The organism is Nocardia sp. NPDC019219 (assembly GCF_040632645.1).
Taxonomy (GTDB): Bacteria; Actinomycetota; Actinomycetes; order Mycobacteriales; family Mycobacteriaceae; genus Nocardia; species Nocardia sputorum.
The window spans coordinates 57,557-81,813 of record NZ_JBEYCG010000014.1 but is presented as its reverse complement, the minus strand read 5'-3'; the positions used below and the strand labels follow the sequence as shown (position 1 = coordinate 81,813).

General features: G+C 70.2%; 22 protein-coding genes and 1 pseudogene. 16 read left to right on the top strand and 7 right to left on the bottom strand.

What is annotated here, in order from left to right; translation table 11 throughout:
- Window position 1 precedes the first annotated feature (1 nt).
- Window positions 2-1,150, bottom strand: coding sequence for a histidine kinase (locus ABZ552_RS24335; protein ID WP_357440067.1), 1,149 nt, complete (start codon window positions 1,148-1,150; stop codon window positions 2-4).
- Between the two features lie 21 nt (window positions 1,151-1,171).
- Window positions 1,172-1,294 (bottom strand): annotated as a pseudogene (locus tag ABZ552_RS24330) (hypothetical protein); the annotation flags it as partial.
- Between the two features lie 4 nt (window positions 1,295-1,298).
- Here ABZ552_RS24330 and ABZ552_RS24325 point away from each other — a divergent pair.
- Both ABZ552_RS24325 and uvrA read left to right on the top strand, forming a co-directional pair.
- A complete protein-coding gene (locus tag ABZ552_RS24325; protein WP_357439913.1) occupies window positions 1,299-1,460 on the top strand; it encodes a hypothetical protein in 162 nt (53 codons plus the stop codon).
- A gap of 622 nt (window positions 1,461-2,082) precedes the next feature.
- Window positions 2,083-5,034: an excinuclease ABC subunit UvrA gene (uvrA, locus tag ABZ552_RS24320; RefSeq protein WP_281874377.1), complete on the top strand. Its 2,952-nt coding sequence runs from the start codon at window positions 2,083-2,085 to the stop codon at window positions 5,032-5,034.
- A gap of 55 nt (window positions 5,035-5,089) precedes the next feature.
- Here the strand turns inward: uvrA and ABZ552_RS24315 are convergent, their stop codons facing one another.
- The 3 genes from ABZ552_RS24315 to ABZ552_RS24305 all read right to left on the bottom strand — a co-directional run bounded on the left by ABZ552_RS24315 (window position 5,090) and on the right by ABZ552_RS24305 (window position 7,178).
- On the bottom strand, window positions 5,090-5,800 hold the full coding sequence (locus ABZ552_RS24315) for an alpha/beta hydrolase (RefSeq protein WP_281874376.1): 711 nt from the start codon (window positions 5,798-5,800) through the stop codon (window positions 5,090-5,092).
- Window positions 5,801-6,304: 504 nt separating this feature from the next.
- Window positions 6,305-6,646, bottom strand: coding sequence for a DUF1844 domain-containing protein (locus tag ABZ552_RS24310; protein ID WP_039797319.1), 342 nt, complete (start codon window positions 6,644-6,646; stop codon window positions 6,305-6,307).
- 4 nt (window positions 6,647-6,650) lie between these two features.
- Entirely contained in the window at window positions 6,651-7,178 is a 528-nt protein-coding gene (locus ABZ552_RS24305) for a DinB family protein (RefSeq protein ID WP_357439909.1), read from the bottom strand.
- A 352-nt stretch (window positions 7,179-7,530) separates the two neighbouring features.
- On the opposite strand from ABZ552_RS24305, the gene infC reads away from it, so the two are divergent.
- The 4 genes from infC (at window position 7,531) to ABZ552_RS24285 (ending at window position 9,762) form a co-directional block, all read left to right on the top strand.
- The gene (infC, locus tag ABZ552_RS24300; protein ID WP_157111996.1) at window positions 7,531-8,181 is read left to right on the top strand and encodes a translation initiation factor IF-3; all 651 of its coding nucleotides are present in this window, start codon (window positions 7,531-7,533) and stop codon (window positions 8,179-8,181) included.
- Between the two features lie 62 nt (window positions 8,182-8,243).
- A complete protein-coding gene (gene rpmI / locus ABZ552_RS24295) occupies window positions 8,244-8,438 on the top strand; it encodes a 50S ribosomal protein L35 (RefSeq protein WP_159845652.1) in 195 nt (64 codons plus the stop codon).
- 111 nt (window positions 8,439-8,549) lie between these two features.
- Window positions 8,550-8,930, top strand: coding sequence for a 50S ribosomal protein L20 (gene rplT, locus ABZ552_RS24290; RefSeq protein WP_039797323.1), 381 nt, complete (start codon window positions 8,550-8,552; stop codon window positions 8,928-8,930).
- A gap of 40 nt (window positions 8,931-8,970) precedes the next feature.
- Complete coding sequence (locus tag ABZ552_RS24285) at window positions 8,971-9,762, top strand: RNA methyltransferase (protein ID WP_281874374.1); 792 nt, start codon at window positions 8,971-8,973, stop codon at window positions 9,760-9,762.
- Between the two features lie 499 nt (window positions 9,763-10,261).
- On the opposite strand, the gene ABZ552_RS24280 is transcribed toward ABZ552_RS24285, so the two are convergent.
- A complete protein-coding gene (locus ABZ552_RS24280) occupies window positions 10,262-10,837 on the bottom strand; it encodes a TetR/AcrR family transcriptional regulator (RefSeq protein WP_281874373.1) in 576 nt (191 codons plus the stop codon).
- Window positions 10,838-10,938: 101 nt separating this feature from the next.
- Here ABZ552_RS24280 and ABZ552_RS24275 point away from each other — a divergent pair, with 101 nt between their 5' ends.
- From ABZ552_RS24275 to ABZ552_RS24250, 6 genes are all read left to right on the top strand, one after another.
- Window positions 10,939-12,366 (top strand): DHA2 family efflux MFS transporter permease subunit, encoded by a 1,428-nt coding sequence (locus ABZ552_RS24275; RefSeq protein ID WP_357439905.1) that lies wholly within the window; start codon window positions 10,939-10,941, stop codon window positions 12,364-12,366.
- A 429-nt stretch (window positions 12,367-12,795) separates the two neighbouring features.
- Window positions 12,796-13,857 carry a phenylalanine--tRNA ligase subunit alpha gene (gene pheS / locus ABZ552_RS24270; RefSeq protein ID WP_281874371.1) on the top strand — a complete coding sequence of 354 codons (1,062 nt, stop codon included), beginning with the start codon at window positions 12,796-12,798 and terminating at the stop codon, window positions 13,855-13,857.
- 33 nt (window positions 13,858-13,890) lie between these two features.
- On the top strand, window positions 13,891-16,398 hold the full coding sequence (gene pheT / locus ABZ552_RS24265) for a phenylalanine--tRNA ligase subunit beta (RefSeq protein WP_357439902.1): 2,508 nt from the start codon (window positions 13,891-13,893) through the stop codon (window positions 16,396-16,398).
- Window positions 16,399-16,929: 531 nt separating this feature from the next.
- On the top strand, window positions 16,930-17,697 hold the full coding sequence (locus ABZ552_RS24260; RefSeq protein ID WP_281874368.1) for an alpha/beta hydrolase: 768 nt from the start codon (window positions 16,930-16,932) through the stop codon (window positions 17,695-17,697).
- 33 nt (window positions 17,698-17,730) lie between these two features.
- A complete protein-coding gene (locus tag ABZ552_RS24255; protein WP_281874366.1) occupies window positions 17,731-18,249 on the top strand; it encodes a hypothetical protein in 519 nt (172 codons plus the stop codon).
- A gap of 42 nt (window positions 18,250-18,291) precedes the next feature.
- A complete protein-coding gene (locus ABZ552_RS24250) occupies window positions 18,292-19,314 on the top strand; it encodes a hypothetical protein (RefSeq protein ID WP_281874364.1) in 1,023 nt (340 codons plus the stop codon).
- A gap of 13 nt (window positions 19,315-19,327) precedes the next feature.
- Here the strand turns inward: ABZ552_RS24250 and ABZ552_RS24245 are convergent, their stop codons facing one another.
- Window positions 19,328-19,828, bottom strand: coding sequence for a DUF3558 domain-containing protein (locus ABZ552_RS24245; protein ID WP_357439897.1), 501 nt, complete (start codon window positions 19,826-19,828; stop codon window positions 19,328-19,330).
- Window positions 19,829-20,095: 267 nt separating this feature from the next.
- Between ABZ552_RS24245 and ABZ552_RS24240 the strand changes: the two genes are divergently transcribed.
- The 4 genes from ABZ552_RS24240 to ABZ552_RS24225 all read left to right on the top strand — a co-directional run bounded on the left by ABZ552_RS24240 (window position 20,096) and on the right by ABZ552_RS24225 (window position 24,249).
- Entirely contained in the window at window positions 20,096-20,698 is a 603-nt protein-coding gene (locus ABZ552_RS24240) for an ATP/GTP-binding protein (RefSeq protein WP_281919083.1), read from the top strand.
- A 418-nt stretch (window positions 20,699-21,116) separates the two neighbouring features.
- On the top strand, window positions 21,117-23,483 hold the full coding sequence (locus tag ABZ552_RS24235; protein ID WP_281874360.1) for a nitrate- and nitrite sensing domain-containing protein: 2,367 nt from the start codon (window positions 21,117-21,119) through the stop codon (window positions 23,481-23,483).
- The gene (locus ABZ552_RS24230) at window positions 23,480-23,908 is read left to right on the top strand and encodes a roadblock/LC7 domain-containing protein (protein WP_281874359.1); all 429 of its coding nucleotides are present in this window, start codon (window positions 23,480-23,482) and stop codon (window positions 23,906-23,908) included. Before ABZ552_RS24235 ends, ABZ552_RS24230 begins: the two co-directional genes overlap by 4 nt.
- Window positions 23,905-24,249 carry a DUF742 domain-containing protein gene (locus tag ABZ552_RS24225; protein WP_281874357.1) on the top strand — a complete coding sequence of 115 codons (345 nt, stop codon included), beginning with the start codon at window positions 23,905-23,907 and terminating at the stop codon, window positions 24,247-24,249. The genes ABZ552_RS24230 and ABZ552_RS24225 overlap by 4 nt, the downstream gene beginning before the upstream one ends.
- Window positions 24,250-24,257 lie beyond the last annotated feature (8 nt).

Sequence of the window (24,257 nt, the reverse complement as noted above, 5' to 3'; positions counted from 1 at the left end):
GTCAGGCAAGCGGCGCGGACCAGTGCACCCTGGTCCCGCCGCTCTCGGTCCGCCCCACTACGCAGCGGCCGTCGGACATGGTTGCGCGCTGCGCGAGGTTGGCCAGTCCGCTCGGTGTCACGTCCGCGGGCATGCCCGTGCCGTTGTCCTCGACGAGGACGGTCAGTTCGTCGCCGACGGTGATCTCGACGGCGAGCCGGTTGCCGCCGGAGTGGCGCACCGCGTTGCTGACCGATTCGCGCACCACGGCCTCGGCGTGATCGGCGAGCGCGTCGCCCACCACCGACAGCGGTCCGGCGAACCGCATGCTGGTCCGGAACGCGCCGCCCGCGGTCTGCTGGCGGACGGCGTCCTCCAGCCGCCGCCGCAGCGGATCGCCGCCGTGCAGGTCGAAGATCGACGTGCGGATCTCCTGCACGACCTCCTGCAAACCGTCCATTTCCGCCGAAAGCCGCCGCCGCACTTCGGGATCCTCGGTGCGCGCCGCCGTGGCGCGCAACCCCAGCCCGACCGCGAACAGCCGTTGGACGACATGATCGTGCAGATCGCGCGCGATGCGGTCGCGGTCGGCCAGCACGTCGAGTTCGCGCATCCTGCGCTGGGTCTCGGTCAATTGCATGGCCAGCGCCGCCTGGTCGGTGAACGCGGCGGTCAGCTCGACCAGCTCGCCGGGGTACGGCGCGCCGTCGGGCGGACGCGCGAGGATCAGCACGCCGAGCACGAGATCCGCGGTCTGCAACGGCAGCACCAGCGCGGGCCCTGCCGCGCCGACCTCGGCGCCGAGATCGTCCGGCCCGGCATCGGGCAGCTGAACCGGCGCGCGCCGCGTCAACACCGTGCCGGTCGCGGCGCCCGCGACGCGCAGCCGTTCGGGCCCCGGCCCCGGGCCGAACCATTGCGCCACAACCAGTTCGGTGGCTTCGTCGGGTGGCGTCGCGGGCGGCACCACGGCCAGCAGCGCCTGCTGGGAGCCGGTCAGCGCGCGGGCGCGCGCGACCACCTGCGCCAGCACCAGGTCCGGCGCCGTGCCCGCGAGGAATTCGGTCGCGATGTCGCGGGTCGCCTCGATCCAGGCTTGCCTGGTCCGCGCGGACTCGTACAGCCTGGCGTTCTCGATGGCGATGCCCGCCGCGGCGGCCAGCGCCAGCACGATGGCCTCGTCGTCCTCGGTGAAGGGTTGTCCCCCTGTCTTCTCGGTGAGGTAGAGATTGCCGAAGATCTCCTCGCCGATCCGCACCGGCACCCCGAGGAAGCTGCCCATCCCGGGATGGTTGGGCGGGAAACCCACGGAGGCAGGGGTGTTCCGACAGGTCGTCCAGCCGGATCGGTCGCGGGTGCGCCAGCAACAGTCCGAGTACGCCCTGCCCCGCGGGAGAGCGGCCGATGTGGGTATGCGTCGCGTCGTCGACGCCCTCGAAGAGGAACTCGACCGGCCGCTCGTCGTGTCCGCGGACGCCTAGCGCCCCGTATCGGGCGTCGACCAGGCGGGTCGCGGTCCGCAGAAGGGCGCGCAACGTGTCGAGCACCGTAGCCGGGAGATGGGGGATGAGGTGCGTCATGGCGGAGTCGGGGAGGCCGATGGGGTGCGCACAGCGGGCTCAGTGTAGTCGGCGGCCGGTGCGTACGGCGCGGATTGCGCACAGCTTTCAGGGGCCGGGAGCAGGCGTTGCCGGAGGTATCGGCCCCCGAGCCGGCCCCCGGTCCGACCAGGTCGATCACCCCGGTGCGCGCCGTGTTCCGTCACACGGACGCAATGTGAACTCGAGTACCACCTGCCCGCGGCACCCTGGCGGCCCTGCTGCCGGTACCTTGTCGGTAGGGATACCGGCTGCCGCGGCCTGCGGTGCGACGGCGGCCAGGGGGAATGACCGGCGCTGCCGCGCTGTTGACCAGTGGTGCCGGGAGGGCGATGCTACGGAGGCGTCCTGGCCTGTTTCCCGGCCCCATCCGTACCGTCCACCCGCCGGTGTTCCCGCCGTTCGTCGAGGTGACGGGCGGTCCGCGAAACTTGTCGGTGCCCATGCCTAGCATGGCGGCCGGGGGTATGTCTGGACGCCGAACACGAAGGAGAAGGGACGGCCTGTGGCGGAACGCCTCACTGTGCGCGGAGCTCGGGAGCACAACCTCAAGGGTGTCGATCTCGACCTGCCCCGCGACAGCCTCATCGTGTTCACCGGCCTGTCCGGCTCCGGCAAGTCGAGCCTGGCCTTCGACACGATCTTCGCGGAGGGGCAGCGGCGCTATGTCGAGTCGCTGTCGGCGTACGCGCGGCAGTTCCTCGGGCAGATGGACAAGCCCGACGTCGACTTCATCGAGGGCCTGTCGCCCGCGGTGTCCATCGACCAGAAGTCGACCAACCGCAATCCGCGCTCGACCGTGGGCACCATCACCGAGGTCTACGACTATCTGCGGCTGCTCTACGCGCGGGCGGGCACGCCGCACTGTCCGGTGTGCGGCGAGCTGATCGCCAAGCAGACGCCGCAGCAGATCGTCGACCAGGTGCTGGCCATGGAGGAGGGCATCCGCTTCCAGGTGCTCGCTCCGGTGGTGCGCACCCGCAAGGGTGAGTTCGTCGACCTCTTCGACCAGCTCAACACGCAGGGCTACTCCCGCGTGCGGGTCGACGGCGTGGTGTATCCGCTCACCGATCCGCCGAAGCTGAAGAAGCAGGAGAAGCACGACGTCGAGGTCGTCGTCGACCGGCTGGCGGTCAAGCCGACCTCCAAACAGCGCCTGACCGATTCGATCGAGACCGCCCTGCGGCTCGCCGACGGCATCGTGGTCCTCGACTTCGTCGACCGCGACGAGCACGCGCACGACCGGGAGCGCCGCTTCTCCGAGCGTCTCGCCTGCCCGAACGGTCACCCGCTCGACATCGAGGACCTGGAGCCGCGCTCGTTCTCGTTCAACTCGCCCTACGGCGCCTGCCCGGACTGCACCGGCCTCGGCATCCGCAAGGAGGTCGACCCGGAACTGGTGGTGCCCGATCCGGCGCTGAGCCTGAACGAGGGCGCCATCGCGCCGTGGTCGCGCGGGCAGACCGCCGAGTACTTCACCCGGCTGCTGTCCGGCCTGGCGGATTCCATCGGTTTCTCCATGGACACCCCGTGGCAGGATCTGCCCCTCAAGGCGCGCAAGGCGGTGCTCGAGGGCAGCGCCGACCAGGTGCACGTGTCCTACACCAACCGCTACGGCCGCAAGCGCTCGTACTACGCGGACTTCGAGGGCGTGATGCCGTTCCTGCAGCGGCGCATGGAGAGCACCGAGTCCGAGCAGATGAAAGAGCACTACGACGGGTACATGCGCGACATCCCGTGCCCGGTGTGCAACGGCGCCCGGCTGCGCCCGGAGATCCTCGCCGTCACCATCGCCGCGAACGGCGACAAGAAGTCCATCGCCGACGTCAGCGACCTGTCCATCGGCGAATGCTCGGCGTTCCTGAATTCGCTCACCCTCGGCGAGCGCGAAGCCGCCATCGCCGGGCAGGTGCTCAAGGAGGTGCAGGCGCGGCTGGGCTTCCTGCTCGACGTCGGCCTGGAGTACCTCACGCTGTCGCGCGCGGCCGCCACGCTCTCCGGCGGCGAGGCGCAGCGGATCCGGCTCGCCACCCAGATCGGCTCCGGTCTGGTCGGCGTGCTCTACGTGCTCGACGAGCCGTCCATCGGCCTGCACCAGCGGGACAACCGCAGGCTCATCGAAACCCTCACGCGCCTGCGCAATCTCGGCAACACGTTGATCGTGGTCGAGCACGACGAGGACACCATCCGTGCCTCGGACTGGGTGGTCGACATCGGCCCGTTCGCCGGTGAGCACGGCGGCACGGTGGTGCACAGCGGGCCCTACGAAGAGCTGCTCACCGATCCGAACTCGCTGACCGGGGCGTACCTGTCGGGCCGGGAGCGGATCGAGGTGCCGCTGGTGCGCCGTCCGGTCACCAAGAAGCGGCAGCTCACCGTCGTGGGAGCGAACGAGCACAATCTCAAGGGCATCGACGTCGCCTTCCCGCTCGGCGTGCTGACCTCGGTGACCGGCGTCTCCGGCTCGGGCAAGTCGACCCTGGTGAACGACATCCTGGCCACCGTGCTGGCGAACCGGCTCAACGGCGCTCGGCAGGTGCCCGGCAGGCACACCCGGGTCAACGGGCTCGACCACCTGGACAAGCTGGTGCAGGTGGACCAGTCGCCGATCGGCCGCACGCCGCGGTCCAACCCGGCCACGTATACCGGCGTCTTCGACAAGATCCGCACGCTGTTCGCGGCCACCACCGAGGCGAAGGTGCGCGGGTACCAGCCGGGCCGGTTCTCGTTCAACGTCAAGGGCGGTCGCTGCGAGGCATGCTCCGGTGACGGCACGCTGAAGATCGAGATGAACTTCCTGCCGGACGTCTACGTCCCCTGCGAGGTCTGCCACGGCGCCCGCTACAACCGGGAAACCCTCGAGGTCCACTACAAGGGCAAGACCATCGCCGAGGTGCTGGACATGTCCATCGAGGAGGCGGCCGAGTTCTTCGAGCCGGTCACCTCGATCCACCGCTACCTCAAGACACTGGTGGACGTGGGGCTCGGCTATGTGCGCCTCGGCCAGAGCGCTCCCACCCTCTCCGGCGGCGAGGCGCAGCGGGTGAAACTCGCCGCCGAGTTGCAGAAGCGGTCCACCGGCCGCACCGTGTACATCCTCGACGAGCCGACCACCGGCCTGCATTTCGAGGACATCCGCAAGCTGCTCAACGTCATCAACGGTCTTGTGGACAAGGGCAACACGGTGATCGTCATCGAACACAACTTGGACGTCATCAAGACCTCCGACTGGGTGATCGATATGGGCCCCGAGGGTGGCTCCGGCGGCGGCACCGTCGTGGCGGAAGGCACGCCGGAGGAGGTCGCCGCCGTCGCGCACAGCTACACCGGCCAGTTCCTGAAGGAGGTGCTGGACCAGCCACCCGCGCCACGGAGCGCCGCGAAGAAGGCTCCGGTGAAGAAGGCCGCGGCGAAGGCCGCCAAGCGTCCGGTGAAGAAGGCCGCGGCGGTCGGCTGATCCGTCGTCCGATGCGGCGCGGTTCCGGATGCTGCGGACCGCGCCGCTGCTCGCCTCAGCGGTTGGCGATGGCGTGGATCAGTTCGGCGAGTTCCTTCGGCTTGGACCACATCGGCCAATGCCCCGTGGGGAGGTCGACGTATTCCGCATCGATGCGGGCCAGTTCGGCGAACAGTGGGGCCTCCCCGTTGTCGCGCAGCTTCTTGACCAGATCGGCGGTCATACTGCTGCAGATCACGGTGGTCGGGACCGCCAGCCGGGCTGGTGAGTCGCTCAAGCGCAGCGGGGCGGCCGCGACGGACGCGGGCTGCGGCACCGCGCGCTCGCGGAACCGCGTCAGGACGGCGTCGTCCAGGCCCGCCAAGCTGTTGCCCGCGGCCTCCAGCTCCGGCCAGTCCGGCAGGGTCCACTCGCGCGCGGCGATGTCCAGTGCGGAATTGATGACGAAACCGTTCGGCAGCGGCGCGCTGTCGACGTAGATCGCCCGGCGGAACAAGCCGGGTGCGCGGTCGATCGCGAGATACGCGGGCGCCGCGCCGCCGGAGTGCGCGACGAGCACGACGGGCTCGCCCGCGGACGCCGCGTCGATGATCGCTTGCGCTTGGGATTCCAGGGTTGCCGACAACCGGTCGGGATCGGTGGCGTCCAGACCCGGCAGCGTCAGCGCCGATACCTCGTTGCCGCGCTGCCGCAGATCGGGTGCGACCTCGTCCCACGCCCATGCGCCGAGCCAGAATCCGGGAGCGAGCAGAATCCGAGTAGCCATGGGCTCACTGTGCCCTACCCGTTGGGAAATTTCCTAAACATCGTTGTCTCGAGGTGTGATTCGCGCACAATCTCCGGCCGCGCTTCGGAATTCCATAGGGCGACGGGGATTCTCGGTCCTGCGGCACCTCCGGCATCCCGCTGGCAGTGGCACGCGACGCGGGCCGCGGTGGCACTGCCGCAGGGGTTTACGCCGAGGCGGGCGTGGCTCGGCGAGCGCCTCGAACAGCACCCGGTCCCCGTCGCGGCAGCGATGCTCGCACGGACGCCGCACGGCCCGGCGTGCCCGCGTGCGTCGCGAGGTGCGCGCGGGACCTCGCCCACGGCGCCGCCCCGCTGACCGTCACCGAGGCGCAGGCGGTGGATCCGGTCGCGCGTGTCCCGACGCACACCGACGAACGCTCGCGGTCGGCGGCTCATCACTGTGCGATTCCGGCCATCGTCGCCCACCACCGCGACCGAGGTCCGGTGGGCGCGGTCCTCACACGACCCGCAGCCGAGCCGATCAGTAGACCGGGCCGGTGTACTTCTCGCCCGGCCCCTTGCCCGGCTCGTCCGGATGCGCGGAGGACTCGCGGAAGGCGCGTTGCAGCGACTGCAAGCCTTCGCGAATCGGCCCGGCGTGCGGGCCCAGGTACTCCACCGACGCCGTGACGAGCCCGGCCAGCGCCGTGATCACGCGGCGCGCCTCGTCCAGGTCGCGGCGCGGGCTGGTGTCCGGGTCCTCGTCGGCCAGCCCCAGCTTCTCGGCCGCCGAGCTCATCAACATCACGGCGGCGCGGCTGATCACCTCGACCGCGGGGATGTCGGCCAGTTCGCGGACGGAGGCGTCGAGCTCGTCAGTCATGTCTTCAGGCTAGCGACGCCGCCCGCAGCATCCGGAGGTGGCCGATCTCCGCGACATTCTTCATCAGCTCCGCGTTCACCCAGCCCGCCAGGTGGGCGATGGTCAATCCCGCGTCGGCGGGCCACGGGTAGGCGGACGGGCGGTCCAACTCGCTCTCGTCGAAACCGTCCAGCACGCGCGACCACTCGGTGTGCAGCTCGCGCAGCCGGGCGATGGCCGCGGCTCCGTCGCCGGGCCAGTGCACATCCTCCCGTGCGGGTGGGGTGCGACCCTCGGCGTGGTCGATGGCCGCGCCCCACCACCAGCCGATGTGCCAGGTCAGCCAACCGATCGTCGGGACGGGCACGGGGTCGGGTTCGGTGTCGGCCCAATCCGGGCGCCACACGCCCTCGGCGTCGGGGCGTACCGTCCAGGCGAGGTCGGCGGGTTCCCAGAGGAAGTCCTTCGGCGTGAGGGCGTCGAGGTGGATACCGGCGAGGGCCCAGGTCAGGTCGAACTGCCATCGCAGCAGGTCGCGGCGGGGTGAACGCACCGGGGGAGCCTGGCACGGGGACGGCGGCCGGGCAACCGATTTTGTGCCGATTCGGCGATAGCCGAACGGAATGTTAGACTTTCCGCTGACGACCGCCCCGGGCTTGCCCTGGGGCTGATAAGTGGAGCCCGACTCCCACCGTTGCCGACGAGTAATCGTACGGTCCAGCGGTCCGGTCGCCCGCCCTCCGAGGGCGGGTTTCTCGTGTCGTGGTTCTCGCGGAGAACCCGGCCACGAGAGTCGATCCGAGTTCTCTCGTGGTCGGCGATCGGTCGACATCGGGCCCCGTGCGCGGAATACCGCACCGGGGCCTTCGTGTTGAACAGGGGTTGCAGTTATTGCGCGCGGTCGTCTGACGACACCGCTTGACCTAGGAGGCCCCATCAGCACTGAGACCCGCATCAACGATCGCATCCGTGTTCCCGAGGTCCGGCTCATCGGGCCTGGCGGCGAGCAGGTTGGGATCGTGCGTGTTGAAGATGCACTACGCGTCGCCCTCGAAGCCGACCTCGATCTGGTCGAGGTGGCACCCGATGCCCGTCCGCCGGTCTGCAAGATCATGGACTACGGCAAGTTCAAGTACGAGACGGCGCAGAAGGCGCGCGAGTCTCGGAAGAACCAGCAGCAGACGGTGATCAAGGAGCAGAAGCTCCGCCCGAAGATCGATGACCACGACTACGAGACCAAGAAGCGCAACGTCGTTCGCTTCCTCGAGGCCGGGTCCAAGGTCAAGGTGACGATCATGTTCCGTGGACGCGAGCAGTCCCGCCCCGAACTCGGCTTCCGGCTGCTGCAGCGGCTGGCGTCCGACGTCGCCGACCTCGGCTTCGTGGAAACCTCGGCCAAGCAGGACGGTCGCAACATGACCATGGTTCTCGCCCCCCACAAGGGTGCGAAGACCCGGGTGAAGGCGCAGCAGGAGTCGGCCCCGCGCCCGGCCCCCAGCGCCGCCCCGGCCGGTCAGCCCGCTGCGGAGCAGGCCGAGACGGCCGGCCCGCAGTAACACCGATCAGAACACCGGCGGTCCGCCCCGACCGCCGGGACGACAGATAGAGGAATCCATCCATGCCGAAGATGAAGACGCACAGCGGCGCCTCGAAGCGATTCAAGGTGTCCGGCAAAGGCAAGCTGCTGCGCCAGCAGGCGAACCGTCGCCACCTGTTCGAGCACAAGCCCACCCGCCGGACGCGTCGTCTGGACGGCGTGGAGGTCGTCGCCGCCGCCGACGTCCGTCGCGTGAAGAAGCTGCTCGGTCTCTGATCGCGTCCCCGCGCAGACCGGCAAGCACACCGCGACCGGAGCATCTCCGTCGCCACCCCCGACCCATTTCCGGGCGCCGCCCCGCGCCCCCAGATCGAACAGGACTGACCAGTGGCACGCGTCAAAAGGGCCGTCAACGCTCAGAAGAAGCGCCGTTCCATCCTCGAGGCCTCCAAGGGCTACCGCGGCCAGCGCTCGCGGCTGTACCGCAAGGCCAAGGAGCAGCAGCTGCACTCGCTCACCTACGCCTACCGGGACCGCCGGGCGCGCAAGGGTGACTTCCGCAAGCTGTGGATCGCGCGCATCAACGCCGCCGCGCGGATCAACGACATCACCTACAACCGCTTCATCCAGGGCCTGAAGGCCGCCGGTGTGGAGGTGGACCGCAAGATCCTCGCCGAGCTCGCGGTGTCGGACGCCGAGGCGTTCGCCGGTCTCGTCGCGGTCGCCAAGGCCGCCCTGCCGCAGGATGTCAACGCGCCGGCCGCCTGAGTCGCAGTCGTTGGCACACGGACACTTTTCGGAACGACCCGTGGAAGCGCTCAGTGAGCGCAATCCGCGGGTCGTTTCCGCTGTCAAGCTGCAGCGCGGAGCGCAGCGTCGCAAGGCGGGCCGATTCCTCGCCGAAGGCGCCAATGCCGTAGCCGCCGCGCTGGAGACCACGCGCGTGCATGAGCTGTTCTATTCGAAGACAGCCGCCGAACGCGATCACGCGCTGATCGCGGGGGCGGCCGCGACGGGCGTTCGCACCACGCTGGTCAGTGATCGAGCGGCACAGCATCTCGCCGAGACCGTCACCGCACCGGGACTGGTGGCGGTGTGCGATCTGCTCGACGTGCCCTTGTCCCGGATTCTCGAGGCTCGGCCGCGCATGCTGGCCGTTCCCGTCGAGATCGCCGAGCCCGGTAACGCGGGCACGCTCGTGCGGGTGGCGGATTCCGTCGGCGCCGACGGCGTGGTGCTGGCCGGCGATGCGGTCGATCCACACAACGGCAAGTGTGTGCGGGCCAGCGCGGGCAGCATCTTCCATGTGCCGATCGCGCGGCACCGCGACGTCGCCGAGACGCTCGACTCGATCGCGGCGGCGGGAATCACGATCCTCGCGACCGCGGCGAACGGCGAAGTCGACCTCGACGACGCCGATGAACTGTTCACCCGGCCGGTGGCCTGGCTGTTCGGCAACGAGGCGCACGGTCTCGACCCGGCCGTCGCACGCCGCGCCGACCACCGCATCCGAATCCCCATCCGCGGCCGCGCCGAAAGCCTGAATCTGGCGACGGCCGCCGCGATCTGCCTCTACGCGAATTCGCGCGTCCGGTATTGAGCTGTGTTCGATTTGCCGCGCCTTCGGCGCGGCGTGTTCGCGGCCCCTTTGTGGCTCGCGTGTGCGCGACCGCCGCTTGCTCCTTCGTCGCTGACGCGGCGGCCGCGCACACGCGAGCCGGGCCGCGAACGGCGGATGCTCGGTCTCGCTTCGCTCGAAAGACGTAGTCGAGGTACGCCGGGCGCGTGGGGATGCCGGCTCGGAACGGGGTGCGCGCGGTGCCGGCCCAATTCGATCTGACCGCGGGGATCCGAGTCACATTCCCGAAGCCGTCGAAGAGATCCTGCGATACATGACGGTTGTGTACTACTTCGTCCGCACGGCGGTCGCCGATACGGTGCTCGGTGATGTGCCGCCGGTACTCCTGTGACTACTGGTGCCAGCGGGTTGATTCTCCAGCGTATGCGGCATTGCCTGTTCGCGCCGCTCCTATGGGGTGACCGCTCGCCTTCAGTGGCGTCGCCTTCGGGTTGTGCCGCTCATGACGTGGCCGAGGTCGTCAGTCGCCTCGGGCGATCAGGTCTTCCATGATCTCCGTCGCCCATGCGGCGGGCACCGCGTCCGGGCCCGCTACCCGCATCGCGCTCATCACGGTGAGGAGCATTCCGGTGGCGAGGAAGCGCCGCGCCTCGGTTTCCGATGCGCCCGTCAGGTCCCGGATCAGGTGGTAGATGTCGCCGAATCGGCTCCGGACCTCGTCGCCGATCTCCGGATCCGCGCTGGCGGCGAATCCGTGCAGCAGCACCTGGAGCAATTCTCGTTCGGCGAGGAAGTGGTGGTAGCCGTTGCCGAGGGCGGCCATCGCCGCCTCGGGGTCCGCCTCCGGCTCCGCCTCGGCCCGCGCGGTGCGGAAGATTTCCTCGATCCGGTCGCATACGCGATGCAGGGCCGCACGGAACAGGTTCTGCTTGGTGCCGAACAGCCGGATGACGTACGGCTGTGACACGCCGGAGCGCCGGGCGATCTCGTCGGTGCGGGTAGCGGCGTAACCGGATTCAGCGAACGCGGACACCGCTGCCCGCAGCACCTGCTCGCCCCGTTCGGAGGCCGTCATCCTGGTTCTGGTCGCCATCATGCTCCGTTTCCGCAGGTAATCGTACTTTCGCTTGACATGTTATCAGTCGATGCATACCGTTCTCCAGATAAGTTATCAGTCGATTACAACAAGGACTGGACATGACCGAGACTCTCCCCACCACCGCGCCGCCCGTCGGCGCGCCCGCGGCCACGATCGGCGGCCGCAGACTCGCCGCCGTGCTGGCCGCGGTCGGCATCCCGATGTTCATGGTCACGCTGGACAACCTGGTCGTGACGAACGCGCTGCCGGTGATCCGCACCGAGCTGGGCGCCTCGCTGGCCGACCTGCAATGGTTCGTCAACGCCTACACGCTGTCGTTCGCCTCGCTGCTGCTCACCGCGTCCGCCGTCGGCGACCGGCTCGGCAGGCGCCGGATCTTCCTGCTCGGCATCGCCCTGTTCACGCTGGCGTCGGCGGCGTGCGCGCTGGCGACCGGGCCGGGCCTGCTCATCGCGGCGCGGGCGGTGCAAGGATTCGGCGCGGCCGCGGTGATGCCGCTGTCGCTGACCTTGCTGTCGGCGGCCGTCCCGGAGCGGATGCGCAACGCGGCCATCGGCATCTGGGGCGGCATCGCCGGCCTCGGTGTCGCGCTCGGGCCGCTGATCGGCGGCGCGGTGGTCGACGGGCTGAGCTGGCAGTGGATCTTCTGGCTGAACGTGCCCATCGGGTTGGTCGTCCTGCCGTTCGCGGCGCGGGTGCTCGCCGAATCGCACGGCCGTGGCCGCCGCCTCGATCCGGTCGGCCTGCTGCTGTCGGCGGGCGGCGTGCTCGCGATCGTGTGGGGCGTCATCCACGGCGCCGACGACGGCTGGACCTCGGCGAGCGTGCTGTCCGCGCTGATCGGCGGCGCCGTGCTGCTGGCCGCCCTGCTCGTCTGGGAACTGCGCGTGCCCGAGCCGATGCTGCCGCTGCGGTTGTTCCGCTCCCGGGCTTTCAGCGTGAGCAACGTGGTCGGCTTCGCCTTCTCGGTCGGCGTGTTCGGCTCGATCTTCCTGCTCGCCCAGTACTTCCAGGTGGTGCAGGGCTACAGTCCGCTGGAATCGGGCGTGCGCACCATGCCGTGGACCATGGCGCCGATGGTGGTCGCGCCGATCGCGGGCCTGCTGGTCGACCGAATCGGCGCGCGCACCTTGATCACCACCGGGCAGGTGCTGCTGGCCGTCGCGCTGGCCTGGATGGCCGCCATCACCACGGTGGACATCGGCTATGGCTCGTACGTCGCACCGTTCGTACTGGCGGGCGTGGGCATGGGGCTGACCTTCGCGCCAGCGTCGACCATCGTGATGGCCAGCGCGGCTCCGGAGGACCAGGCGATGGCCTCGGGCACCAACAACACCATCCGGGAGGTGGGTGTCGCGATGGGTGTCGCGGTGCTGGCGTCGGTGTTCGCCTCGTCGGGCTCCTACCTGGATCCGCAGAGCTTCGTGGACGGTCTCGTGCCCGCGGTCTGGGTGGGGGCGGCGATCGTCGGGGCGGGGGCGCTGACCTCGCTGCTGCTGCCGCGGCGGGTCACTGCGGCGAGCTGAGCCCGATCCGTGCGTCCCTGTCCGTGCTGTGCGCGGACAGGGTTCGTCGTCTGCCTGCGCGCCGCGACCGCGCCACAGTCGTCCCGCGCGCGTCACCGCCATGCGCAGTAGGCCCGATGACGTGCCCGCTCCGCGGCTCGGGGCGGATGACCATCGGCGCGTCGTACGCTGCGCGGCGGCCGGTTCCGCTCATCGTGCGGAGGAAACCCTGCGGGAGTAGCCGGCACATCACTCGGTGCGCCACGGCAGTGCGGCGACGAACACCGGGGCCTGCGCCGTGTCGAGGGTAATCCACGTGAAGGGCCTGCGGCCGATCCAATAGTGTGTAGTCGACGCAATAGTGTTCCGTGAACGCTAGGCCGTTCACCAGCAGCAGGGCGGGCAGGCGATCAGCTGTGCCCGCGAACCGAAGGGGAGAGACGGAGCATCGTGGCCGACGACATCGACGCAGGCGAGCAGAACGCAGCGCTGACCGAGGAGGCACTGGCCGCGGCCGCGGCGGCCGCCGAGAAGGCGTTCGCCGCTGCCGCCGACCTGGATGCGCTCGCGGTCGCGAAAACCGAGCACCTCGGCGGCAAGGCGCCGCTGGCTCTGGCGCAGCGGGCGCTGGGCAGCCTGCCCAAGTCGGAGAAGGCCGACGCGGGCAAGCGCGTCAACGTCGCCAGAGCCCGGGTGTCGGAGGCGTTCGAGGCCCGCCGTGCCACGTTGCTGGCCGAGCGCGACGCCGCGGTGCTGGTCGCCGAGACCATCGACGTGACGCTGCCCGCCGGCCGCGCCGCCGTGGGCGCCCGGCACCCGATCACCGTCATCTCCGAGCAGGTCGCCGACGTGTTCGTCGCGATGGGCTGGGAAGTCGCCGAAGGTCCCGAGGTGGAGACCGAGCACTTCAACTTCGACGCGCTGAACTTCCTGCCCGACCATCCGGCCCGCACCATGCAGGACACCTTCCACATCGCCCCGGAGGGGTCGCGCCAGGTGCTGCGTACGCACACCTCTCCGGTGCAGGTGCGCTCGATGCTGGAACGCGAACTGCCGATCTACGTGGTCTGCCCGGGCCGCACCTTCCGCACCGACGAGCTGGACGCCACGCACACGCCGGTGTTCTCGCAGGTCGAGGGCCTGGCGGTGGACAAGGGCCTGACCATGGCGCATCTGCGCGGCACGCTGGACGCGTTCGCCAGGGCGCTGTTCGGCCCGGAGACCCGGACGCGCATGCGCCCCAACTACTTCCCGTTCACCGAGCCCTCCGCCGAGGTCGACGTGTGGTTCCCGGACAAGAAGGGCGGTCCCGGCTGGGTCGAATGGGGCGGCTGCGGCATGGTGAACCCGAAGGTGCTGATCGCCAGCGGCATCGATCCCGAGGTGTACAGCGGGTTCGCGTTCGGCATGGGCCTGGAGCGGACGCTGCAGTTCCGCAACGGCATCCCGGACATGCGCGACATCGTCGAGGGCGACGTGCGTTTCACGCTGCCCTTCGGCGTCCGGTCCTGACCCCACCCTTCGATCGAGAGAGCGAAACGACAAGTGCGAGTAGCGCAGTCCTGGCTGACCGACATCATCCAGCGCACCAACCCGGAGTGGTCGGTGACGCCGGAGGAGCTCGACGCGGGATTCGTCCGGGTCGGGCTTGAAGTCGAAGAGGTCGACGAGCTCCGGCGGGTCGCGGGCCCGGAGGGCGGGGAGCCGCCGCTGGTGGTCGGCCGGGTCGCCGAGATCACCGAACTCACCGAGTTCAAGAAGCCGATCCGCTTCTGCAAGGTGGACATCGGCAAGCCCGAGCTGCAGGAGATCATCTGCGGCGCACGGAACTTCCAGGTCGGTGACCTGGTGGTGGTGGTGCTGCCCGGCGGCGTGCTGCCCGGCGGGTTCGAGATCACCTCGCGCAAGACCTACGGCCACGTCTCCAACGGGATGATCTGCTCGGTCGCCGAACTCGGCATCGGCAAGGACCATTCCGGCATCCTGGTGCTGGAGCCGGGCACCGCCGAGCCGGGCGCCGACGCCAACGCGCTGCTCGGCCTGGACGACACGGTCATCGAGCTGAACATCACGCCCGACCGGGGCTACTGCTTCTCGGTGCGCGGCCTGGCCCGCGAATTGGCCTGCGGTTTCGATCTCGAATACGCCGACCCGGCGGTGCGGACCCTGCCCGACCACGAGCGGGAAGCCTGGTCGATCCGGGTCGAGCCGGATTCGAAGTGCACCCGTTTCGCGGCGCGCCGGGTCACCGGCATCGACCCGAACGCGGTGAGCCCGTGGTGGTTGCAGCGCAGGCTGCTGTTGTCGGGCGTGCGTCCGATCTCGCCCGCGGTGGACGTCACCAACTACGTGATGCTCGAACTGGGGCAGCCGCTGCACGCCTTCGACGCCGCCAGGGTGGCGGGCGGGCTGGTGGTCCGTGCCGCGCACGCGGGCGAAACGTTGCGCACCCTGGACGACGTGGAGCGCACGCTCGACGCCGAGGACGTGGTGATCGCCGACGATTCCGGCGTCATCTCGCTGGCCGGCGTGATGGGCGGGGCGAGCACCGAGGTCGGCGCGGACAGCGCCGACATCCTGCTCGAGGCGGCCACCTGGAACCCGCTGCAGATCTACCGCACCGCGCGCAGGCACAAGCTGGTGTCCGAGGCGGGTAAGCGGTACGAGCGGGTCGTCGATCCGGAGATCAACGTCGCCGCGCTCGACCGGGCGGCCACGCTGCTGGCCGAGATCGCCGGCGGCACCGTCGAACCCGTGCTGACCGACGTCCGGGCCCCGCTTCCGGTGCCCGAGCCCATCCGGATCGACATCGACCTGGCCGACCGCGTCGCGGGCGTTACGTACCCGACGGGGACCTCGGCGCGCCGCTTGGCCCAGATCGGCTGCACCGTCGAGGTCGGCGTCAGCGAGGCCGGGCACGGCCAGCTGGTGGTGACCCCGCCGAGCTGGCGGCCGGACCTCGCTCAGCCCGCCGACCTGGTGGAAGAGGTGCTGCGGCTGGAGGGTCTGGAGCAGATCCCGTCCGTGCTGCCCGCCGCACCGGCCGGGCGGGGACTCACGGCCACCCAGCGTCGTCGCCGCGCCGTCAGCCGGGCGCTGGCGTTCGCGGGCGCTGTGGAGGTCCCGCCGCCGGTGTTCCTGCCCGCCGGGGTGTTCGACACCTGGGGCCTGGATGCCGACGACCCGCGCCGCGCCACCACGAAGGTGCTCAATCCGCTGGACGTGGAGCGCGCCGAGCTGGCCACCACCTTGCTGCCCGGTCTGCTCGAGGTGGCCGCCCGCAATATCTCGCGGGGCGCGCGTGATCTGGCGATCTACGGCATCGCGCAGGTCGTGCTGCCCGGAGCGAGGACCAGGGCGATCGATCCGCTGCCGGTGGACCGTCGCCCCACCGACGAGGAGATCGCCGAGCTGCTCGACTCGCTGCCCGAACAGCCGGTGCACGTGGCCGCCGTCCTGACCGGCCGCCGCGAGCCGCGCGGGCCGTGGGGACCGGGCCGTCCGGTCGAGGCCGCCGACGCGTTCGCTCTCGCCGACGCCGTCGCGGACGCGGCCGGGGTGACCATCGAGCGCCGTGCGGCGGCACACCTGCCCTGGCACCCCGGCCGCTGCGCCGAACTGGTGGTGGACGGCACGGTCGTCGGCTACGCGGGCGAACTGCACCCCGCCGTGCTGGAACGTTCCGGTCTGCCGCCGCGCACCTGCGCCGTCGAACTCGACCTGGACGCGTTGCCGCTGCGGGAGGCCCGGCCGGTTCCGACCGTGTCGCCGTTCCCGGCGGTGCTCCAGGACGTCTCGGTGAGCGTCGAGAAGACGGTTCCCGCGGCGTCGGTGCAGGCCGCGCTGCGCACCGGCGGCGGCGAACTGCTGGAGGACATCGCACTGTTCGACGTGTACGAGGGCGCTCAGGCGGGCGAGGGACGCAAGTCGCTCACCTATGCCCTGCGTTTCCGCGCCGCCGACCGGACCCTCACCGAGGACGAGGCCAGTGCGGCGCGCGACGCGGCGGTCGCGGCGGCGGCTGACGCCGTGGGCGCGGTGCTGCGCGGGTGAGGCCGTGGGCGCGGTGCTGCGCGGGTGAGGCCGTGGGCGCGGTGCTGCGCGGGTGAGGCCGTGGGCGCGGTGCTGCGCGGGTGACGCCGTGGTCGCGGTGCTGCGCGGGTGACGCCGTGGTCGCGGTGCTGTGTGGCTGAGACCGAGTTCTCGTAGCGACAGAGGCCGTGCGGCTGAGCGCGTACGGCCTCGTTGTTACCCGCCCGCCGTCTTCCGGCGCTCGTTGTCGGACGGTCTAGTTGGCGCGGGTGTCCGCCGGTCGCGGCTGGGTCGCCCGGCCGAGGCGACGAGCGGCGTGCGGCGGCGAACGCGCCCGCGTTCGCCGATGCCGAACGCATCCGGCCAGGCCCGGGCATGAATCGTCGCCGCCGGTCGAAAGCGTCGCCCGTGAGGCTCGACGGTCGGCCGCCGCTTCGAGCCGATCTTCCGGTGTCGCCGTCGCCTCGGTCATGAGATCGAAGCGCGGTGACCCGCCGGTGTCCCAGCACCCGCCGGACCCGGTCTCTGCTCCCCAGGAGTAAGAACGTGGGCATGCGACATCCAGCCCGTCCGATCCTCAACGCGCTGACGTATCTGCCGGAACGGACGCTGCTGCAGACCCCGGCGCTGCTCGGCATGGCGTACACCGACCTGTCCCTGCGCACCCCGGACGGGGAAACGCTGCACGCGTGGTGGATGCCCGCCGCGCATTCGGTCGGGCACATCCTGTTCGCGCACGGCAACGCGGGCAATCTCGGTGACCGGGTGCCGATCTTCGCGTTGCTCACCGAGGCCGGATTCGACGTGCTGGCCTTCGATTACCGCGGATACGGGCGCAGCACCGGCAGACCGACCGAGCACGGCACCTACCTGGACGCGCACGCCGCGCGACGGGCGTTGCTCGCCCAGCCGGGCGTCGATCCGAACCGGGTGCTGTACCTGGGCAAATCCCTCGGCGGCGGGGTCGTGCTCGAGCTGGCGCAGCATCATCCGCCCGCCGGGGTGATGCTGATGTCCACCTTCAGCGGCCTGCGCGATGCGGCTCGGTCGGTGTATCCGTTCCTGCCCGCCCCGCTGGTGCCGAACGCCTACCCGAACGAACGCCGCATCCGCGCGCTGCGCGCCCCGGTGCTGATCATGCACGGCGACCAGGACGAACTGCTGCCGCTGCGGCACGCGCACCGGCTCTACGCCGCCGCGCCGGAGCCGAAACGGCTCGTCGTCTTCCCCGGGGCCGGGCACAACGATCTGATCGTCGTCGGCGGCTCGGCCTGGTACGACCTGGTGCGTGCGTGGGCGGGTGCGCTCGTGCGGTCGTGAACGGCGGGCGGTGCGCCTGCGTAGCCTGGCGGTATGAGCGACAACAGCGAAATCGTGAGCCGGTTGGCGGGGCTGTCCGACGCGGAGCTGGCCGGGGTCCTGCTGGTCGCCACGGCGGGGCGTCCCGGTTTCGCGGCGGTCCACGCGGCGCTGACCGGATTGTCGGAGGCTGGTGATGCGCGGGCCGCCGAGGATGTGACTCCTACCACCTCCGCTGATGCCGGTGCGTCCGCTCGGCGAGCTCCGGACGTATCCGGCCAGGTAGGCGGCAGTTCTGCGGTACCGGCGGTACCGGTACCGCCGCCGGGTATCGCCGGAGACCCCGCGAGCGGCGGATATTCGGCTTCCGGTGTTCCTACTTTCGAGTCAGTTCGCGATAAGGTCGAGCAGCGCTACGGCACCGCGCAGGGGATGGGCGAACTCGACCGGCAGACTCCAGCGGGCCGCAGCGTGGACGAACAATGGCAGGCACGCGAGAAGGCCGCGCGTGAGCGCCTGGATCGGATCCGGAAATCGTTGCACGGCAACGACATCGACCCGCACCAGCCGTGAGCCGGGCCGGGCGCGCCGGACAACAGTGATGGGTGGAATGCGATGAGCGAGCCGCGTGAGATCGCCGAACGGTTACTGGACGCCCAGGTGGAATTCCTGCTCGCGGAGGTGACCGGCGAACGTTTCGCCGAGGTGATCGCGCGCGATACCGAGGCCGTGCTCGGAGTCGCCGACACGCTCGTTTTCCGGGACGTCGTGGAGATCGAGCAGGCCAAGCAGACCGTCCGCACCGTCGTCGAGCTGATCGGCGGCAGTCCGGTGTTCGCCGACATGGTCGGCGTATTCGCCGACTCCATCTACGACCACATCGCCGCCAACGACGAGTACACCCTCGGCGAGGTGGTCGATCGCGAGCCGGTCGAGGCACTGCTGGAGAAGATCTTCGGCATGCACCAGGCGCAGGAGCGCATTCTGGACCGGCTCACCGAGAGCCCGCTGGTGGCCACCGTCGCGTCGAAGTTCGTGGACAAGCTGATCAACGACTTCATGCAGGCCAACCGGGAGCGCGCCGAGAAGATCCCCGGCGTCTCCTCGCTGATGTCGCTGGGCCAGTCGGCGGCCAATCGCGCCAAGAAGGTCGCCGCCGACAGCACGTTCGTCGGCGATCTGGCGGGCAAAGGCGCGCTGTTCGCGCTCAAGCGCACCAACAACGCCATTCGCGAGATGCTGCGCGACGCGCCGGTGCACGCCGCCGCGATGGAGTTCTGGGATCTGCACGCCGACGAACCGGTCAGCGGCCTGCGCGAATACCTCAGCCGGAAGGACCTCAACGAGCTGGTGCTGCTGTGCTACGAGATCGCCGTCACCACCCGCGAGAAGGAATACTTCGGCCTGCTCCTGGACGAGTGTGTGGAGGTGTTCTTCACCAAGTACGGGGATTACACCTTGGCGGCCATGCTGCCCGAACTCGGCCTCACCGGTGACGACATCATGCAGGAGATCCTCCGGTACGGACCGGCGGTCATCGAGGGCGCGAAGCGGGAGGGAGTGCTTGCCGGGTTGATCCGTGAGCGCCTCGCCCCCTTCTACACCTCCGACAAGGTGCTCGACATCCTCGGTGGCTGAGGTCGCATACCGGTCATCTCGGCAGGGTGGGGACGATCGCTTCGCCGACGGTCGCGAGGCGTTCGCAGGGGTTCTGCTCGGCGGTCTTGTTGACCAGCGTCAGTTGCAGCAGGCCCTGGCGAGCGGGGAAGAGCACGTCGCACATCTGGTCCTTGGCGGCGTCGTCGACGCGGAACTGCCGTCCGGTGCGCCCGCCGATCGTGACGTCCCGGAAATCGACATTGCCCGGTTTGCGTTCGAACTCGGCCACGGACATGCCGTTGGAGAACACGCCGAGGGTGAAGTCGGCGCCCTTCCAGCCGCAGATCTCCCAGCCGGGCTGCTCGACCCCGCCGACGCCGACCTGCTTGCTCGCCGGATCGAGGCCCGCGCTCGTCAGCGCGGAGTCGGGGATGCCGGTGCAGGGATCGAACAGCTGGGTGGCGGTGCTCGCGGCCTGCGTGGTGGTGGTCGCCGGTGCCCCGCCGGACTCGTCGCCGCACGCGGCCGCTCCGAGCACAAGTGCTATTGCCAAGGGAACCAACGTGATTCGGTGCGCCATCCAGCCCTCTTGCCCTCCGGTGTGTCGCGCCGGACTGTATCAGAGTCGCACCGCGAGGTTTCGCGGCGGGCGAGGACGGGTACCACGTTTCTCGTGCGGCTGTGCCGGCGGTCGCATTTCCATCGCCGAAATCGGTACCGCGCTGGAAGTCTCGATCGGGGTCGGCAAGCCGTCGTCCGCGACCGGGCCGCCCGACACGTGATGTGCGCGTCGCCGTTGCCATCGAGAGGATCAGCGCCATTGTCCTGGCACTGCGACACGCGAAAGCAGACCATGCCGTCCTCGGTGAAGATCGTGGTGAGCGGCGGACTCGGCGCCGGGAAGACGACGTTCGTCGGGGCCGCCTCCGAGATCGGCCCGCTGGTGACCCAGGCGGAGACGGCCGAGCCGATCGTCGTCCTGGACGATCCGGAGCGCCGGGCGGACTGGAAGCCGACCACCGTCCCCGTCGACGTGGGGCGGATCGACCTGGACAGCTCCCTACTGCTGTACCTGTTCGGCGCGCCGGGGGCGGGTGATCTCGCCTGGCTCTGGGACGATTTGGCCGACGGCGCGCTCGGCGCGGTCATCATGGTGGACACCGGCCGCGTCCACGACTGCCATCCCGTGCTGGACTATTGCGCGCGACACGGCACGCCCTTCGTGGTCGCGGTCAACCACGCCCGCGGCGGCGCCCACGCCGACCTCGGCGAGGTGCGTGCGGCGCTCGCACTCGCGGACTGGATCCCCGTCCTGGAATGCGATGCGAAGCGACGGGATTCGGTGAAAGACGTTTTGGTCGCACTGCTCGAACAGGTGCTGGCGCACCGGGCGGATCACCTCGTCGCCAGAAACGCGGGCTGAGCGGAGTGCTTCGGCGGCGGCCGGAAACTCGGGTCTCGCCGCCGACGAATTCGCCGCGCGCCCGTTCTATCGGAGTCGCCCGAAGGTTCGCGGCGGGCGAAGGTGGATACGAGCCAACGGGTTCGGCGTCCGCTCGCGTGCGCACGGGTGTCGGTTTGTCGTGCTCGTAACTCTTCGTTGCCAGTGTGTTTAGAAGTCCGCACACTGTCTGATTTGTCTGATTCTCGCGTTGACGGCGCGGTGGCCCTGTGACAGTTTGCCCTTGATTTCCGTGTGCTCGCTGTGGAGCAGGCGCGGCGGCTGATCGGAGGAGCAGAGGGTGGTGCGGTCACCTGGACGACCGGAGAATTCCGGGGGCACAACAGTTGTCCCGCTCCGCGCTCCCGACGGTGCACGCCGCGTACCGGGCAGTGGAATCGTGCGTCCGCGGACCATCCGCGGGCAGCTGGCTCGCATCCTCGTCGTCTCGCTCGTTCTGGTGCTCGCCCTTCTCGGCGGGATGGTCGCGCGTGAGGTAGACGCGTACCGCAAGAGCCGGGACACGGTGGCCGCGGTGTCGCTGGCGCTGGCGGTGGCGGATCTCGTGCACGAGACGCAGCGCGAGCGCGGCCTGACCAATGGCTTGCTCGGCGGTGACCAGCGCTTGCGGCAGCCGGTCGACGACCAGCGCGGCGCGGTCGACCGCGCCCTGCGCACGTTGCGGCAGGCTTCGGCGGACGGTCCGCCCGGCGCGGAGCGGGTGCGGGCGGCCGCTCGGCCGCTCACCGACTTGGACCTGACCCGCTCGGGGATCGATGAGCGGCGCACATCCCGGCAGGCGGCGTTCCAGTTCTACACCGACGCCATCGATGGGCTGAACCGCTTGTCCCTCGGCCTCGACCAGGCCGCCGACCCGGCGATCCGGCACGGGCTGCAAGCGCTGCACGCGCTGGGTGAGGCGAAGGAGCAGACGGCCCGCGAACGCGGCTTCCTGAACGGCGTCTTCGCCTCGGATGCCTTCGGGCCGGGCGAGTACGCGCAGTTCCTCGACATCCGGGCGGCCAAGCTGGCCGGTCTGGCCGCGTTCGCCCGCGACGCGACCTCGGCCCAACAGGCGCGCCTGGACGCCGTGCTGGACGGCGCGGACGCGGTCGCGGCCGCCGAGTCGGAGAACATCGCGATCGCCTCCAGCGCCGGACCGCTGGCACGACCGGTCGATCCGATCACCTGGTGGGCGCGGATGACCGCGGTCATCGACGAGCAGCGCACCGTGCAGCAGGCGGTCGGCGACGACGTCCGGCAGCGGGCGGAGGCGCTGCGCCGCAACGCCGCTCTGATCCTCGGCGCGTTCGTGCTCGCCGCGCTGGCGGCGATCGCGCTGGAGGTGGCGCTGGTCGTCGCCGCGGTGCGCGCGATCGTGCGGCCGCTGGCCACGCTGGCCGCGGACGCCGACGACGTGTCGAGCAGACGGCTGCCCGAGGTGATTTCCGCCTGGCGCACCGGCGATGACACCCGGCCGCCGGACCCGCCCGCCCCGGTGCGAGCGCCGCCGGGCGCGGGCGTCGAGATCGCCGCCGTGGCCCGAGCGCTGGATCGGGTGCAATCCACCGCGTTCGACCTCGCGTCGGAGCAGGCGCTGGTGCGCCGCAACACCACCGAGTCGATGGTCAGCCTCGCCCGCCGCAGTCAGAACCTCGTGCGCCGCCAGCTCGGCCTGATCAGCGAATTCGAGCGCGAAGAGCTCGATCCCAAGGCGCTGTCGAATCTGTTCGAACTCGACCATCTCGCCACCAGGATGCGCCGCAACGCCGAGAGCCTGCTCGTGCTGGTCGGCGAGGCCAGTCCGCGCAGCTGGGCGGAACCGATTCCGCTCAGCGACGTGATCCGCGCCGGTTTGTCCGAGGTCGACGACTACCGCAGGGTGGTGCTGCGCCGGATGGACGATGCCCTGGTCGCGGGTGCCGCGGCGAGCGAGCTGGCCCACATGCTCGCCGAGCTGATCGAGAACGGGCTGGCGTTCTCCCCGCCGGATCTCGAGGTGGAGATCTACGGCCGTGCCGGACCGAACGGATATCTGCTGGCGGTGGTCGACCACGGTGTCGGCATGCCCCCGGGCCACTTGGCCCAGGCCAACGCGCGACTGCGCGGCGAGCAGGATTTCGTCGTCGCGCCGACCCGCAATCTCGGTCACTACGTGGTCGGCAGGCTCGCCGAGCGGCTCGGCATCAGGGTCGAACTGAGCGTCTCGCCGGTGAGCGGCATCGTGGCGCGCCTGACGCTGCCGCCGGGGATGCTCGAGGCGGAGCAGGAACAGCGCGGCGACCCGCGTGCGCCCGCGCCCCGCTCCGCCAGGCACAGCGATTCGAGTTCGCCGATGTCGCGCATGACCGCGACTGCCCGAGTTCACACAACGGTTCCGGCAGGGTCGTCGGACGGCACCCAGTTCGGTTCCGCACGATCCGAGCCGGCGGCGAGCGTCGGCGCCGCCGAAGCACCCCGCGCGGCAGCGGGATCCGAGGCGGACGAAGCATCCGTGCGACACACCGCGAACGGCCTGGTCAAACGTAACAAGAAGGCCCGCGCCGCCACCACCGGCGTTCGTCCCGACCCGGTACCCCGGCCGGAGCCGACCCCCGCGGTCGAGCGCTCACCCGAGCAGATCCGCGGCATGCTGTCGGCCTTCCGGTCAGGACATCAGCGTGGCGCGCCCGCACGGCGCGCCGCCGAATGCGACGACCGCTTCCGCGCGGGCGGCGCGGCGAACGAATTCCGATCCGCAGCGACCATGGCAGAGGAGATCCGGTGACCACCCCCATACCGAGCGCCGACCAGCACACGTTCGACTGGCTGCTGGCCAACTTCGTCCGAGACACGGACGGTGTGCGAGAGGCGGTCGCGGTCTCCTCCGACGGGCTGCTCATCGCCATGTCCGACGGCTTGGACCGCGCCTCCGCCGACCGGCTCGCCGCCATGGTGTCCGGGCTGGTCGGGCTCTCCAGAAGCGCTTCGCGCAGTTATTCCTTCGACGGCTTGAAGCTGATCATGATCGAGATGAAACGCGGATTCCTGCTGGTGTCCGCCATGGGCGGCGGCAGCTGTCTCGGCGTGATCGCCGACAGCGGCTGCGATGTCGGACTGGTCGGCTACGAGATGGCGGTGCTCGCCGACCGCGCGGGTGCGCTGCTGGATCCCGCGCTCATCGCCGAGCTGCGTGAGTCGCTGCGGCGATGAGATACGAACCGGCTCGGGGCGACGACCGATTCGTGCGTCCCTTCGTGGTCACCGCCGGACGCACCACACCGCTGTTGGGCGGACTGCGCGTCGAGACGCTGGTGCGGGCCGAGCCCGCCGCGCTGTCCGCACCGCTGCGCTTCGAGCAGCGCACCCTCGTGCGGTTGTGCCAGCGGCCGCATTCCATCGCCGAGATCGGCACCGCGCTCGGCGTCCCGATCGGGGTCGCCAAGGTCGTCGTTAGCGATCTGGCCGCCACCGGACACGTGACCGTGCGCGCCGCCGATCAGCTCACCGCCGCCGCCATCGAGAGGATCAGGGACCTTGTCCGGGCACTCTGACACACGCG